Annotated in this window: 11 protein-coding genes and 2 tRNA genes; 7 read left to right on the top strand and 6 right to left on the bottom strand. The window is 72.2% G+C overall.

What is annotated here, in order from left to right; genetic code table 11:
• Positions 1 to 92 precede the first annotated feature (92 nt).
• A complete protein-coding gene (locus HS045_RS36200; protein WP_196452486.1) occupies positions 93 to 644 on the top strand; it encodes an NYN domain-containing protein in 552 nt (183 codons plus the stop codon).
• A 116-nt stretch (positions 645 to 760) separates the two neighbouring features.
• On the top strand, positions 761 to 3,034 hold the full coding sequence (locus HS045_RS18055; protein ID WP_196452485.1) for an AIPR family protein: 2,274 nt from the start codon (positions 761 to 763) through the stop codon (positions 3,032 to 3,034).
• Positions 3,035 to 3,171: 137 nt separating this feature from the next.
• Here HS045_RS18055 and HS045_RS18050 read toward each other — a convergent pair whose 3' ends face one another.
• Complete coding sequence (locus HS045_RS18050) at positions 3,172 to 3,351, bottom strand: hypothetical protein (protein ID WP_196452484.1); 180 nt, start codon at positions 3,349 to 3,351, stop codon at positions 3,172 to 3,174.
• 195 nt (positions 3,352 to 3,546) lie between these two features.
• A tRNA-Ile gene (locus tag HS045_RS18045) sits at positions 3,547 to 3,620 on the bottom strand.
• A 150-nt stretch (positions 3,621 to 3,770) separates the two neighbouring features.
• On the opposite strand from HS045_RS18045, the gene galK reads away from it, so the two are divergent.
• Positions 3,771 to 4,892: a galactokinase gene (gene galK / locus HS045_RS18040; protein ID WP_196452483.1), complete on the top strand. Its 1,122-nt coding sequence runs from the start codon at positions 3,771 to 3,773 to the stop codon at positions 4,890 to 4,892.
• 150 nt (positions 4,893 to 5,042) lie between these two features.
• On the top strand, positions 5,043 to 5,543 hold the full coding sequence (locus HS045_RS18035; RefSeq protein ID WP_196452482.1) for a DUF402 domain-containing protein: 501 nt from the start codon (positions 5,043 to 5,045) through the stop codon (positions 5,541 to 5,543).
• A gap of 109 nt (positions 5,544 to 5,652) precedes the next feature.
• Here HS045_RS18035 and HS045_RS18030 read toward each other — a convergent pair whose 3' ends face one another.
• Complete coding sequence (locus HS045_RS18030; protein ID WP_196452481.1) at positions 5,653 to 6,183, bottom strand: MarR family winged helix-turn-helix transcriptional regulator; 531 nt, start codon at positions 6,181 to 6,183, stop codon at positions 5,653 to 5,655.
• 70 nt (positions 6,184 to 6,253) lie between these two features.
• Here HS045_RS18030 and HS045_RS18025 point away from each other — a divergent pair, with 70 nt between their 5' ends.
• Positions 6,254 to 7,462 carry an MFS transporter gene (locus tag HS045_RS18025; protein ID WP_196452480.1) on the top strand — a complete coding sequence of 403 codons (1,209 nt, stop codon included), beginning with the start codon at positions 6,254 to 6,256 and terminating at the stop codon, positions 7,460 to 7,462.
• Between the two features lie 150 nt (positions 7,463 to 7,612).
• Complete coding sequence (locus HS045_RS18020; RefSeq protein ID WP_196452479.1) at positions 7,613 to 9,493, top strand: ABC transporter ATP-binding protein; 1,881 nt, start codon at positions 7,613 to 7,615, stop codon at positions 9,491 to 9,493.
• Between the two features lie 72 nt (positions 9,494 to 9,565).
• On the opposite strand, the gene HS045_RS18015 is transcribed toward HS045_RS18020, so the two are convergent.
• The 3 genes from HS045_RS18015 to HS045_RS18005 all read right to left on the bottom strand — a co-directional run bounded on the left by HS045_RS18015 (position 9,566) and on the right by HS045_RS18005 (position 12,095).
• Complete coding sequence (locus HS045_RS18015; RefSeq protein ID WP_196452478.1) at positions 9,566 to 10,339, bottom strand: enoyl-CoA hydratase-related protein; 774 nt, start codon at positions 10,337 to 10,339, stop codon at positions 9,566 to 9,568.
• A 121-nt stretch (positions 10,340 to 10,460) separates the two neighbouring features.
• On the bottom strand, positions 10,461 to 11,627 hold the full coding sequence (locus tag HS045_RS18010; RefSeq protein WP_307827575.1) for a nitric oxide synthase oxygenase: 1,167 nt from the start codon (positions 11,625 to 11,627) through the stop codon (positions 10,461 to 10,463).
• A 392-nt stretch (positions 11,628 to 12,019) separates the two neighbouring features.
• Positions 12,020 to 12,095 (bottom strand) — tRNA-Asn (locus HS045_RS18005).
• A 165-nt stretch (positions 12,096 to 12,260) separates the two neighbouring features.
• On the opposite strand from HS045_RS18005, the gene HS045_RS18000 reads away from it, so the two are divergent.
• On the top strand, positions 12,261 to 12,545 hold the full coding sequence (locus HS045_RS18000; protein ID WP_196452477.1) for a YtxH domain-containing protein: 285 nt from the start codon (positions 12,261 to 12,263) through the stop codon (positions 12,543 to 12,545).
• Positions 12,546 to 12,573: the final 28 nt, after the last annotated feature.

The raw sequence follows: 12,573 nt of genomic DNA, 5'->3' as shown, positions 1-12,573 counted from the left end.
CGTCGAAAAAAATGTTGGTCGATTCCATCAACACATGATCTAATGAACGTCGCAGAACACGAGGACCATCCCCACGGAAGGACCGATGGCACGTGATCACCCCCACCACGCGCGTCGACCGATTCCAGATCTCCGAGCCGACCGGCGGCAGGCACCACAGCAGGCACCACGGCAGGCGACGCTCCGGGCGGACCCTCCGCTGCGGGCGTGCCGTGCATCTGCTGGACATCGAGAACCTGACGGCCTCCACCCGCCCCAGCACCCCGGAGGTCACCGCGGTCATGGGGCTCTACCGGACGATCGTCCCGGTCGGGCCGATGGACCAGTTCATCGTCGCGGTCAACCACAACGCCCTCGTCGCGGTGGGGATCGCGCTACGAGGGGTGCAGCTGCTGGCCCGCTCCGGTCCCGACGGCGCGGACCGGGCACTCGTCGAGGCGGCCCTCGACGGCCGGATCGACCGGCGCTTCGACCAGGTCGTCATCGGCTCCGGTGACGGTTACTTCACCGAGCTGGCCGTCTGGCTCGCCGGCCGGGGCGTGCACGTGACCGCCGTCTCCCTCCGCGACGCCCTCAGCCGGAGGCTGCACGCCGCAGTGCCCGACGTCGTCGCCCTCGAACCGCCCGCGGCCTGCGCGGCCTGACAGGCGGCCGGAGGCCGATGCGCTCCGGGAATCCCTCGGGATATCGGCATTCGGCACCGTGGCCGCCGCCGATGAGTGATCATTTGTGTCGGACCACCGGAGGGGACTGGAGGCACATGGGCAAGCAGAGCGGCATGCCGTTGCGGGTGCATCAGATCGCCGAGGCACTGCACCGCGAGTTCGACGATCTGATCAGCATGAGCGATGCCCTGAGGACGGGGCCGGAAGAGTTCGAGAGGAAGTTCCTCAGCCGGGCGCTCGCGGCGTTCGTCGCCCGGAAACTGACCGGATGCGACAGCGCGGCGGCGGCCGGCACCCTCATCGACGGCCGCAACGACCTGGGAGTCGACGGTGTCGCCTTCACCGACGGCGGTCTCCACCTCCTCCTCATCCAGTCCAAGTGGAGCGACAAGGGGACGGCCGGTTTCGGAGTCGCCGAAGCCCTCAAGTTCGTCCAGGGGCTGCGGATCATCGACCAGCAGAGATTCGGCCGGTTCAACGACCAGTTCCAGCGCCACGCCGAGCAGGTGAAAGCCGTCCTCAAGGACCCGCGGGGACGGATCACCCTGGTGACGGTGCTCGTCGGGGACGGCACCCTCTCGAACGAGGTCCTGGACTGCTTCCATGATGTGCAGCGCGAGTTCAACACCGACTACGACAGGAAGCTGGGCTACGAGGTCTGGTCCGCGCAGCGCGTCTGGGAGGCCGTCCGCGACGACCTGGCCGAGCCGCCGATCAGCCTCACCGCTCCGATGGACAAGTGGATCCCCCTCGCCGATCCGTACGAGGCATATCAGGGCCGGGTCCCCGCCGCCGAGATCGCACAGTGGTACGAGGAGCACGGAGACCGGCTGTTCTCCCAGAACATCCGGCGTTCACTCGGGCTCACCGAGGTCAACCACGGGCTCGTCGAGACTCTGACCGAGAACCCCGAGGACTTCTGGTACCTCAACAACGGGATCACGATCCTGTGCGACCACGCCGAGCGACAGGCCTGGAGCCGGGCCAGCCAGGCCCCGGTCAGGCTGCGCATGCACGGAGCCAGCGTCGTCAACGGCGCGCAGACCGTCACCGCGACCGCGGAGGCCATGCGCCGCGCGGCCGACATGGCGTCCCAGGCCTACGTCGGGGTCAAGGTCATCACCACCCGGCACTGCCCCGACGGATTCGGGACGACGGTCACCCGCACGACGAACACCCAGAACCAGGTCGAGCGACGGGACATCGTCGTCGCACTCGACCCCGTCCAGTCCGCCGTCCGGGAGGATTTCGCCCTTTCGCTGGACAAGAGCTACACCTTCCGGCGGGGAGAGCTCGACCCCCTGCCCGACGCCGGGTGCTCCGTCGTCCACGCGGCCACCGCCCTCGCCTGCGCGCACCGCAACCCCGACCTGGCCGTCCGCGCCAAGCGGAGCACCGACCTGCTCTGGGAGACCGGCCCGTCCGGCGCCTACACCCTGCTGTTCGACCCGGCCCCGAACGCCTACCAGATCTGGCACTCCGTGTTGATCATGAGGGCCGTGGGAGCCGCACTGGAGGAGAGCAAGGGCCAGCGGGAAGGCCGAGCCCGAGCCGTCGCGGAGAACGCCGACCTGCTCCTCACCCACATCATCTTCCAGCGCATCGGCACCGAAGACATCGACAGTTCCACCTATGATCTCGATGCCGCCAGGGAGCGGATTCCAGGCCTCGTCATCGAGGGACTCACCTGGTTGATCCACCATCTGGACGCGGAGTTCGGGCCGACGTCGTTCATCAGCAGCACGTTCGCCAACCCTGACCGCTGCCGGACGCTCGTGAGGCGTGTCCTGTCCGAACTGGGCGGAGGAAAGACCGCACCCGATCTGCCGACGGAGTATCAACCGCCGGCCAGGGGGCGCCGTACCCGGCGACCGAACGCGGTCCCCACCCTGGTGGACGCCGGACGGCTCGCCGATGGCACCCCCCTCACATTCGCGTACGCCACTCAGAACGAGCACGATGCGCTCTCCGCATGGCTGACCGCCGATCCCCGCCGTGGCCAGGCCGCATGGACGAACAACCGTTCCAAGCCCCTCGTGTGGGCCGTCGACGGGAATCGATACTCCCCGACCGGTCTCGTCACTCACATCTGGGACGAGGCGGGATGGGATCCCGAGACGCGACCGGTCGCCGTCCAGGGACCGTCCCGCTGGACGGTCCCCGGAGAGGGCACCATCTGGCAACTCGCCCTTGAGGTGCTCGCTCAACGTGATGAGGAACTCGATAACGCCGCCGACCGCCAGGCGAGCCGGGACGCCACGATGGCCGACGACCTCCTCGCCCTCGCCTCGAAAGTCCGTTCCCGGCTCGAACCGACGGAACCGTCCACCGCCCCCCTCGACGATCCGGAGGCCGGCCTCCTCAAATGATCATCGGCACCAGCGCGATCATCGCGATCCTCAACGGCGAGCCGGATGCGACTCCCGTGCCATGACGTCGTGAGTCGTCGCCCCGCCCTCCCGCGGAACATCCGTGGCACCCGGGAGGGCAGGGCGAGGCACCGTGGTCATCCCGCCGGGACCGTCCGCCCGGCCTTGCGGATCATCGCGAGGTTCATCGCGTAAGCACGATCCGTCTCCTCGGCCGCCTCGTGTGCCTGAGCGACCCCGGCCGCGATGTCCGGATCGGCCAGGATCCGGTCCAGGCGGTCATCGCCACGGATGAAGGTCCGCTCCGACTCGGACATGGCTTCTCCTCAGCGGCCGAGGCCGCCGCCGAGGCCGTGGCGGCGATCGTGCCCCGCTCCGCGCTCGGGAAGTGACCGCAGGGAAGGAACGGGGCACCATCCGATGGGCCGGCAACGGATCAGCATGTGCCCACCAGGCGACAAAGCGGACAGGAAAACGAGCAACGAAACGGCATCGCCGCAGGTCACGGAGGGTAGGGCGGGCGGGACTCGAACCCGCGACCCAGGGATTATGAGTCCCCTGCTCTAACCGGCTGAGCTACCGCCCCTCGCGCAAGCCGTACCGACGCATTCAACCAAAGGTCCGCCCCGTTCGCACATCCACCGGACGGACGGATCCAAGATGTGACCTCGATCCGGCGGAAGCACCCACGGAGGTCGCTAAGGTACGGTGAGACCCTGTTGAGGAGTGTTGGAACATGAGGGTTGTTGAGGCTTTTCAGGAGTCCTTCGGCGCCGAGCCGCAGGGGGTGTGGCACGCTCCGGGACGGGTCAACCTGATCGGCGAGCACACCGACTACAACGACGGGTTCGTGCTGCCGTTCGCCGTGCCGTGGGGGGTCACCGCGGCGGTCTCCTCCCGCGAGGACGACCTCGTCCGGCTCCGCTCCCTCCAGGCGCCCGGCCCCGCCGTCACCGTCGAGGACCCGGCGCAGGCCGAGGGCTGGACCCGGTACGTCATCGGAGTGCTCTGGGCGCTGCGGGAGGCCGGACACCCGGTGCGGGGCGCGGACATCGTGATCGACGGGGACGTGCCCCGGGGCGCGGGGCTGTCGTCGAGCGCCGCCCTGGAGGTGGCGGTCGGCCTCGCGCTCGACGAGCTGTACGGCCTCGGCCTGTCCCGGATGGAGACCGCGCTGGCCGCGCAGCGGGCCGAGAACGACTTCGTCGGCATGCCGTGCGGGATCATGGACCAGGCCGCGTCGGCGCTCGGCGAGGAGGGCAAGGCCCTCTTCCTGGACTGCCGGACCCTGGGGACCCGGACCATCCCGTTCGACCTGGCCGCCCACGGCCTCCAGCTTCTCATCGTCAACACCGGGGTCCACCACGAGCTCGCCGACGGCCAGTACGCCCGGCGGCGCCGGGACTGCGAGAGCGCCGCCGCCCGGCTGGGCGTGGACGCGCTGCGCGACGTCACCGACCTGGCGGAGGCGCTGGCGCGGCTCTCCGGCGACGAGCGCCGGCGCGTCCAGCACGTGGTGACCGAGAACCACCGGGTGGAGGCGGTCGTCGGGCTGCTGCGCGCCGGAGCGGTGGGGGAGATCGGGGCGCTGCTGAACGCCTCCCACCTGTCGCTGCGCGACCAGTTCGAGGTGTCGTGCCCGGAGCTGGACGTGGCCGTGGAGTCCGCGATCCGGGGCGGGGCGCGGGGCGCGCGGATGACCGGCGGCGGGTTCGGCGGGTCGGCGATCGCGCTGGTCGCCGACGACCGGGTGGAGGCCGTGCGGGACGCGGTGCTCCTGGCCTACGCCGAGCGCGGCTGGGTCCCGCCGGAGGTCTACCCCGCGACCCCCGCCGCCGGAGCCCGCCGCCTCGCCTGACCACACCCCGCCGCCGGAGCCCGCCACCGCACCGGAGAGCCGGTGTCCCGCCGTCCCCTCAGGCCCGGCCGCCGGGCCCTCGCCGGCCCGGTGGGGACCGGGTGACGAGGGCGGCGGACAACACAGCGGATGATCTTCTACTGTCGGAGCATGTCCTTCGAAAGCGTGAACGTCACCTACCGCAAGTACGACGGCTCCCTGCACTGGCACCACCCCGCCCTGCTCCTCGGCGAGGACGAGCACGGGGTCTGGACCGGCTGCGTCGCGGGCACCCTCGGCCGCAAGGGCTCCGCTCCCCCGATCACGTGGGAGCACCCGTTCGTGATCCTCTTCCCCCGCGACGCCTGGTGGACGGCCCTGTTCAACGCCGAACCGAACAGGACCGAGATCTACTGCGACATCACCACGGTGCCCGAGTGGCGCGACGGCGAGGTCACCATGGTCGACCTGGACCTCGACGTGATCCGCGAGCGCGGCGGCCGGACCTTCCTCGACGACGAGGACGAGTTCGCCGAGCACCAGGTCCGCTACGCCTATCCCCCGGACGTCATCGCCGGCGCCCGCGCCGCCGCCGACCACCTGATGGAGGCCGTCGCCGGCGGCGCCGCCCCCTTCGCCTCCCCGCCGCACTGGCTGTCCCACGTCGTCTGACCCCCCCGCGCCGCCCGTCCCGCCGACGCCGTACCGCCGACGGGCGGCACACGGCCGGCGGTCCGGCTCAGCGCCCGCCCGGCCGGTCGGGCACGCGCGGCGGCCCGGCTCAGCGCCCGCCCGGCCAGTCGGGCATCAGCGGCGGCCCGGCCGCCTCGATCCCGGCCACCAGTTTCCCGAGCAGCGCCGCCAGCGCCTCCCGCTCACCCTCGTCGAGCACGGCCAGCAGCCCGTCCTCCGTCTCCCCCCTGCGGCTCATCACCGCCTCCCAGCGCTCCCGGCCGAGGCCGGTGAGGGCGACGAGCAGGCGGCGCCGGTCGCCCGGATCGTGCTCCCGGGTGACGTACCCCGCCCGTTCCAGCCGGTCGAGGCGGCTGGTCATCGTGGCGGGATGGGTGTCCAGCCACTCGGCCAGCGCCGTCGGCGTCACCCGGTACGGCGCGCCCGAGGCGACCAGCCGGTGGAGCACCTCGAACTCCCAGTACTTGAGCCCCGTCCCGAGACCGGCCTCCTTCTCCCGCTTCATCCACCGCACGAGCGCCTGCATGCGGGTGATGATCCCCTCGCTCCGGGGATCGAGGTCGGGCAGTTCACGCGACCAGTGCGCGATGTGCCGATCGATGGAGTCCGGTTCCTGCATGCCCCCACCCTAGTGACCGCCCCAGTTAATACGAATGGATATATTTTGATTTCGTAGTAATATCCCCGCCGTGACTCCCCTCCGCGACCCCCGCTTCCGCCTGCTCTGGACCGGCCAGGCCCTGTCCCACCTCGGTGACGCGGTCACCCCCGTGGCCCTCGCCCTGGCGATCGTCACCGCGACCGGTTCGGCCACCGACCTCGGCCTGGTCCTGGCCGCCCAGTCCGTCGCCGCGGTGGCGCTGATGCTGCCCGGCGGCGTCTGGGCCGACCGCCTCCCCCGCCGGCGGGTGATGCTGGCCGCCGACCTCGTCCGCGCCCTGTCCCACACCCTCATGGGCGCCGAACTGATCGCCGGCACCGTCGACGTCGCCCGCCTGGCGGCGCTGGCCGCCGTCTCCGGGGCGGCCTCGGCCTTCTTCCTGCCCGCCACCACCGGCCTGCTGCCCGCGACCGTCGCCCCCGAGCACCTGCCCCGCGCCAACGCGCTGATGGCGATCGCCGGCCGCGGCTCCATGCTGCTCGGCCCGGGGATCGCGACCGCGCTGACGCTGACCGCGGGACCGGGCTGGGCGCTCCTGCTCGACGCCGGGACGTTCGCGGTCAGCGCGGCCCTGCTGTCCCGCCTCCGGCCCGCGCCGCTCCCGTCCGCCCCCCGGGAGTCCTTCGGCCGGCAGCTCGCCGACGGCTGGGCGGAGCTGCGCCGGCACCGCTGGTACTGGACGAACCTGGTCGGCCACGCCCTGTGGAACCTCGGCCGCTGCGCGCTGATCACCATCGGCCCGGCGATCGCCGTCACCCGCCTGGGCGGCGCGCCGGCCTGGGGGATGATCGCGCAGGGCGGCACCGTCGGCGCGCTCTGCGGCGCCCTGCTGGCGCTGCGGATCAGGCCGCGCAGGCCGCTGGTGGCCGCCAACCTGGCCCTCGCCCTCGGCGCGCCGCCGTTCGTGCTGCTCGCCGCCGGAGCGCCCGCGCCGGTCGTCGCGGCGGCCTACGGGCTGATGGTCGGCGGGCTGGCGTTCATGGCGCCCCTGTGGGAGACGGCCGTGCAGGAGCACATCCCGGCCGAGGCGCTCTCCCGGGTGTCCGCCTACGACTGGCTGCTGTCGTTGGGACTGACCCCGCTCGGCATGGCCCTGGCCGGGCCGCTGTCCGCCGCGGTGGGCACCGCTCCCACCCTGTACGGCGCCGCGGCCCTGATCGCGCTCTCCTGCCTGGGCGTGCTGGTCCTGCCCGACGTCCGGGGCGTCGGCCGGGCGGTGGCCGCCGGACGGACGTGACATCGACCGCGGCGGCCATCGGACGGACTTGATATCAACTTTAGTTGAGGTTTTAGGGTCGCCTCATGGCTCCAGGAGAGCCCACGACTGCTACGGACGAGGGACGGTCATGAGGGAACGCGGCACGGGCACGGACGACGGTGGTCCTCGATGAGCATGGAGGTGACCGCGTGGAACATGCTCTACCGGACGATGAACGCCCAGGACGACCGGCGGCCGTTCTCGTGGGCCACGCTGCGGCGGATCGGCGCGTTCGCCCGGCCGCACCGCCGCCGTCTGACCGTCTTCCTGCTGCTCAGCGTGGTGACGGCCGTCCTGACGGTGGCCGCCCCGGTGCTCGCCGGTGACGCCGTCGGCGCGATCGTCGCCGGCGAGCCGCTGGACGTCGTCGTCGGGCTCGCCGCACTCATCGCCGCCATCGCGGTGGCGGAGGCCGGACTCGGGCTGGTGACCCGGTGGCTGTCGGCGGGCATCGGCGAGGGACTGATCCTCGACCTGCGCACCGCCGTCTTCGACCACGTGCAGCGCATGCCGATCGCCTTCTTCACCCGGACCCGGACCGGCGCGCTGGTCAGCCGGTTGAACAACGACGTCATCGGCGCGCAGCGGGCGTTCACCGACACCCTGTCCACGGTGGCCGGGAATCTGGTGACGCTCGTTCTCACACTGGCCGTGATGATCCGGCTCTCCTGGCAGATCACCCTGCTCGCGCTGGTCCTGCTCCCGGCGTTCGTCCTGCCCGCGCGGCGGATGGGCGCCCGGCTGGCCCGGCTCCGGCTGGAGGCGGCCGGGCACAACGCGGCGATGGGCACGCAGATGGTGGAGCGGTTCTCCGCGCCCGGTGCGACGCTCGTCAAACTCTTCGGCCGCCCGGCACGGGAGTCGGCCGAGTTCGCCGCGCGGGCCCGGCGGGTACGCGACATCGGGGTGCGCACGGCGATGGTGCAGTCGGCGTTCGTCACCGCGCTGACGCTGGTCTCCGCGCTGGCGCTGGCGCTCGTCTACGGCCTCGGCGGCTTCTACGCGCTGCGCGGGCGGCTGGACGCGGGCTCGGTCGTCGCGCTCGCGCTGCTGATCACCCGCCTGTACGCGCCGCTGACCGCACTGGCCGGGGCCCGGGTCGAGGTGATGAGCGCGCTGGTGAGCTTCGAGCGGGTCTTCGAGGTGCTGGACCTCACGCCTCTGATCACCGACCGGCCGGACGCCCGGCGGGTGCCCGACGGACCCGTCTCGGTGGAGTTCGACGGGGTGCGCTTCGGCTACCCGTCGGCGGACCGGGTCTCGCTCGCCTCCCTGGAGGAGGTGGCGGTCCTCGACGGCCGCGACGCCCCCGAGGTGCTGCACGGGATCTCCTTCCGCGCCGAACCAGGACGGCTGGTCGCCCTGGTGGGCTCGTCCGGCGCGGGCAAGTCGACCATCGCGCAACTGCTGCCGCGCCTGTACGACGTCGACGGCGGCGCCGTACGGCTGGCGGGCGTGGACGTGCGGGAGCTGTCGGCCGACTCGATCCGCGAGACGGTCGGGATGGTGACCCAGGACGGGCACCTGTTCCACGAGTCGATCCGGGAGAACCTGCTGCTGGCGCGGCCGGAGGCGGGCGAGGAGGAGCTGTGGGAGGCGCTGCGCCGCGCCCGGCTCGACGGACTCGTCGCCGCGCTGCCCGACGGGCTGGACACCGTGGTCGGCGAGCGCGGCTACCGGCTCTCCGGCGGGGAGCGGCAGCGGCTGACGATCGCGCGGCTGCTGCTGGCGCGGCCCCGGGTGGTCATCCTCGACGAGGCCACCGCGCACCTGGACGCCACCTCGGAGGCGGCGGTGCAGGCGGCGCTGGGCGAGGCGCTGGCCGGGCGGACGGCGCTGGTGATCGCGCACCGGCTCTCCACGGTCATGGCCGCCGACCTCATCCTGGTGGTCGAGGACGGGCGGATCGTGGAGCGCGGCACGCATGCCGAGCTGCTCGCCGCCGGAGGCCGCTACGCGGAGCTGTACCGGACCCAGTTCGACGCACCGCCCGCGGTCGAGGCCGCCTGAACCGCGCCACCCGCGGCCCCGGCCGCCCTCCTGAGCGCGCCGCCCGCGGCCCCGGCGCCGTACGGCCCGCCGCTACAGCGGCGGGAAGCGGGGCTCGCGGCGCTCCAGGAAGCTGGCGACGCCCTCGGCGAAGTCCGGGCGGCCGAAGGAGTCGGCCATCAGCCGCCGGGCCGCGGTCTCGGCCGACTCCAGGGTGGTGTTCCAGTCCCCCCAGATCTGGCGCTTCATCACCGACATCGAGGCCGGCGAACTGTGCACCGCCAGCTCGCGGGCGTACGCGGCGGCCTCCTCCAGCAGGTTCTCCCCGGGCACCGACCGGGCCGCCAGGCCGAGCTCGGCGGCCTCCGCCCCGGTGAAGGTCCGGCCCGACAGCAGCAGGTCCATGGCCCTGCCCTGGCCGATCAGCCGGGGCAGGATCCAGGACAGGCCGTACTCCGCGATCAGCCCGCGGCGCGCGAAGGCGGTGGTCCACTTGGCCTCCGCGGCGGTGAAGACCAGGTCGCAGACCAGGGCGTGGACCATGCCGAGCCCGGCGCAGGCGCCGTTGACCGCGGCGATGACGGGCTTGCCGACGGTGGTCGGGAAGGTGTGGGGGCGCGGGTCCGGCTCCTCGGCGTAGGAGCCGTCCTGGATGGCGTTGAGCGTCTGGAAGTCGGCTCCGGCGCAGAACCCCTTCCCCGCCCCGGTGACGACGATCACCCGGACCTCGGGGTCCTTCTCGGCCTCGGCCAGCAGGTCGAAGTAGCGCCGGCCCATCGCGTCGGTCCAGGCGTTGAGCCGGTCCGGCCGGTTGAAGGTCAGGGTCAGCACGCCCCGGTCGATCGACGACAGCACCAGATCCAGCATTCTCCGCCCTCTTCTCCTCCGAACTACCGAATAACGTTCTACACCGTTTCCCGCTCCGGGGACAGCGGCGCCCCCCTCCTTCGGGGATCCGAGCAGGTCACCGGCCCGCTCACCGGCCCTCTCACCAGCCCGGTACGGCGCCGCGGCCCAGCCCCCGCTCCAGCGAGTCGGGGTGGTACACGAACGCCGGGGACAGCCGCAGGTCGGTGTAGTAGCGGTGGAAGACCGGGGTGGCCGAGCCCGAGATCGGCGGCACGATCCAGCTCCAGTCCGCCGGGCAGGTCCGGCCCGCCCTCTCCTCCCGCTCCAGGTGGATCAGGAAGCGCCGCGCCTCGGTGTGGTGGTCGGTCATCGTCACCCCCGCCCGCTCGAAGGAGTGCAGGACCGCGACGTTCAGCTCCACCAGCGCGTGGTCGCGCCAGAGCGAGCGGTCGTTGCCGGTGTCCAGGCCCATCCGCCGGGCCATGGCCGGCAGCATGCCGTAGCGGTCCTCGTCGGCCAGGTTCCGCGCGCCGATCTCGGTCCCCATGTACCACCCGTTGAACGGCGCCGCCCGGTAGCAGATCCCGCCGATCTCCAGGCACATGTTCGAGATCGCCGGTACGGCGTGCCAGCGCAGCCCGAACTCCTCGAACCACGGGTAGGACGGATGGGACAGGGGCACCTCCAGCACCGCGTCGCCGGGGATCTCCGACAGCAGCGGCGCTCCCCCGCCCGCCGAGACCACCAGCGGGAGCACGTCGAACGGCGTGCCCGCGCCGCCCGGCCAGCCGAGCTTGCGGAGCATCGTGGTGAAGGCGGCGTAGCGGGGGTCGCCGACGACCGAGCCGTCGTCCCGTTCGTATCCGGCGTACCGGATCAGCTGCTCGTTCCAGATCCTCGGTCCCGGCGCGCCGGGGCGGTCGGGGGCGAAGACCGTGACGGTCGGGCGGATCCGGCGGCCGGGCGCCGCGTCCCGCAGGTGCTCCACGCACTCCACCGCCACGCCCTCCGGCGTGCTCACGTGCCGGCGGTCGCGGACCCGCAACGACCGCCAGTAGAGCCGCCCGATGCACTTTCCGCTGTTGCGCCAGGCCACCCTGGCCCCGAAGACCAGCTCGCCGGGCGTGTGCGTGTAGGCCCCCGTTCTCGCGATCTCGGCCCGCACCTCGCGCAGGCGCGGCTCCACCGGCCCCGCCGCGGGGTTCTCCGCGTGGAACAGTCTCAGGTACTCCTCCGCCGCCGCAACGTCGGTGTGCGGCACCGCGCGCTCGGGCACGCGCTCGTGGGGAACTCGGACGTCGTGCACCGGCTCCGGCGCACGCCGCCGGGACCTCCGCCAGGTCAGCACTGAACCAACCACCCATGTGTGAGTCACGGGCACGACGGCCGTTTCCGGGCGGCCCTGTGCCCTGCGCGCAGTGGCCCTTCCCCACTGCGACCGCTGTGGTCCGCGGCGACCGCACCCCGCGCCGTCGCGGTGCCCGTCTCGCCGGACGCGAGCACGGACACGGCCGCCGAACGCGACAGTGATCATTTTCACTGGAGCGGTCACCGAGCCGGCCACGGCGACGCAGAGTGCAGCGTCCATCATTTTCTGTGATTCACCGTGATTTGTCCCCCGAACGGGAAGAGCGGGGCCGAAGAAACCGAAGAAACGGCGAGAGGCCCCGGGAGCGGTGCTCCCGGGGCCTCTCAGGGTGGCTCCCGCGATAGGACTCGAACCTATAACCTGCCGGTTAACAGCCGGCTGCTCTGCCGATTGAGCTACACGGGATCGCGCTTCGCGCCGTGTGACCGGGGGTTTTCCCCCTGCTCCCTGCGGCGCATGAATAGATTAGCGCACTCCGGCAGTGCGTGTCGCATCGACGGCTCGGGGTAGGTGCGGGAGGAATCGCGATCCGTGGGTAGGGTCCGGCTGAGCACGCCTGTGGAGGTGGAGATGCGTTATCGGATGATGTTCTGCGCGGGTCTGGCGGTGGGCTACGTCCTGGGTAGCCGGGCCGGCCGGGACCGTTACGAGCAGATCAAGCGGATGGCCCAGCGGGTGACCGACAACCCGTCCGTGCAGGAGGCCGCCGGCCTGGTCGGCGCCCAGGTCTCCAAGGTGACCACCATGGCCAAGGAGCAGGTCGCCGGCCGCCTTCCCCACTCCGGCGGGGACGAGGCGCACGACGGGAGGGGGACCGGCTGGCCGGAGGAGGCCACGACCGGCTCGCCCTACTGACCGCGCCGCCGGCCGCGCACCGGGGACG

The sequence above is a fragment of the Planomonospora sp. ID82291 genome, assembly GCF_015711645.1.
Lineage (GTDB): Bacteria > Actinomycetota > Actinomycetes > Streptosporangiales > Streptosporangiaceae > Planomonospora.
The sequence above is the reverse complement of the archived record's forward strand: the minus strand, read 5'-3'. Positions and strand labels throughout refer to the sequence as shown.